General features: G+C 72.9%; 2 protein-coding genes. Both read left to right on the forward strand.

Annotation, left to right across the window (positions count from 1 at the left end; translation table 11 throughout):
• A partial coding sequence (locus FDZ70_10560) for a cupredoxin domain-containing protein (protein TLM66251.1) occupies positions 1-1,159 on the forward strand: 1,159 nt, incomplete at its 5' end.
• 17 nt (positions 1,160-1,176) lie between these two features.
• On the forward strand, positions 1,177-1,492 hold a 316-nt coding region (locus tag FDZ70_10565; GenBank protein TLM66252.1), incomplete at its 3' end, for a heavy-metal-associated domain-containing protein.

Here is a 1,492-nt window from a genome sequence, read left to right on the forward strand (position 1 = left end):
GGCGGGAGCGCTGTCGCACCGCGTCAAGCGCGTCATGAACACGGTCGCGGCGGTCGTCATCATCGCGTTCGGCCTCGTCATGCTCAACCGGGGTCTCATGCTCGTGGGCTCGCCGGTCACCGCGCAGTCGGTCGTGGCGTCGGTCATGGGCCGCTCGGCCGCCCCGGCCGCGCAGCCGCAGTTCACCGAGGCTGCCGACGGCGTGGCCGAGGTGCCGCTCGTCATCGAGAACACGCGGTTCGTTCCGCAGACCGTGAGTGTCCCGTCCGACCGGCCCGTGCGGCTGATCGTCGACCGCCGCGAGGCGAACGCCTGCTCCGATCAGATCGCGATCCCCCAGCTCGGCGTGCTCCAGAACCTCGCGCCGAACGGCGTCACCACGGTCGACCTGCCTGCCGCGAAGTCCGGCTCGTACACGCTGACCTGCGGCATGGGCATGATGTCCGGCACGCTCGCGGTGGGCACGGACGCGCCCGCGCAGTCGGGCGGCACGGTCGGCACGCTGCTCCTGCTCGCCGCACTGGCCGCGGGAGCGGCCGGGCTCGCGGCGCTCGCATCGCGGAAGCGCCGCGGCACGTCCGCAGTGCACACGCCCGAGCGTGGGGCTGCCGCACCGGCGCACGCAACCGCCTCATCCGGGACGGCCGTGCACGCCATGACGCCCCGCAAGCGGGTCGACTACCTCGTGTTCGTGCTGGCGGCCGGAGTGCTGCTGCTCGGCGGGACCGCGTACGCGGTCTCGCGCACGCGCGCGGCCGACGCCGACGTGTCGTCCGCGGCCCGCTACGCCGACGCGGCCGACGCCGGCGTGTCTGCCGCCTCCGCAGGGGGCTCCTCGTGTGCGTGCTGTCCCTCCGGCGCCGCGGGCGCCTCGGCGACCGGCACGGCCACCGTGGAAGCGGGCGTCCAGGGCATCTCGGTGGACGTGACGCAGGGCTACTACGACCCCGACACCATCGTGCTCGCCGCGGGCGCGCCCGCCGAGATCACCTTCTCGGAGTCGTCGGGGTGCACCAGCCAGGTCATGTCGAAGGACCTCGGCTTCTTCGAGGACCTGACCACCGGCCCCAAGACCGTGAAGTTGCCCGCACTGCCGCCCGGGGAATACGGGTTCTCGTGCGGCATGCAGATGGTGTTCGGCACCATCGTGGTGAAGTGACGGGAGGCGAACGGAAGATGAGTCCGGAGAACACCGGGGCCGTCGCCGAGCAAGGCGCGCCGGCCCTCACCGAGGCACAGTTCGCCCTGACCGGCATGCACTGCGCCGCGTGCGCGACCGTGATCGAGAAGGTCGTCGGCAAGCAGCGTGGCGTGGATTCCGTCGCCGTCAACCTGGCGGCCGAGCGGATGACCGTGAGCTTCGAGGCCCTCGAGATCGATGCGGCCGCGATCGTGCGCGCCGTCGAGGGCGCCGGCTACGGCGCCACGGAGCTCCGTGAGCACGCGCCCGCCCCGGTCACGGCGGGCCATGTCGAGCTCGCCGTCGGAGGCA

This window comes from Actinomycetota bacterium (assembly GCA_005774595.1).
Taxonomy (GTDB): Bacteria; Actinomycetota; Coriobacteriia; order Anaerosomatales; family D1FN1-002; genus D1FN1-002.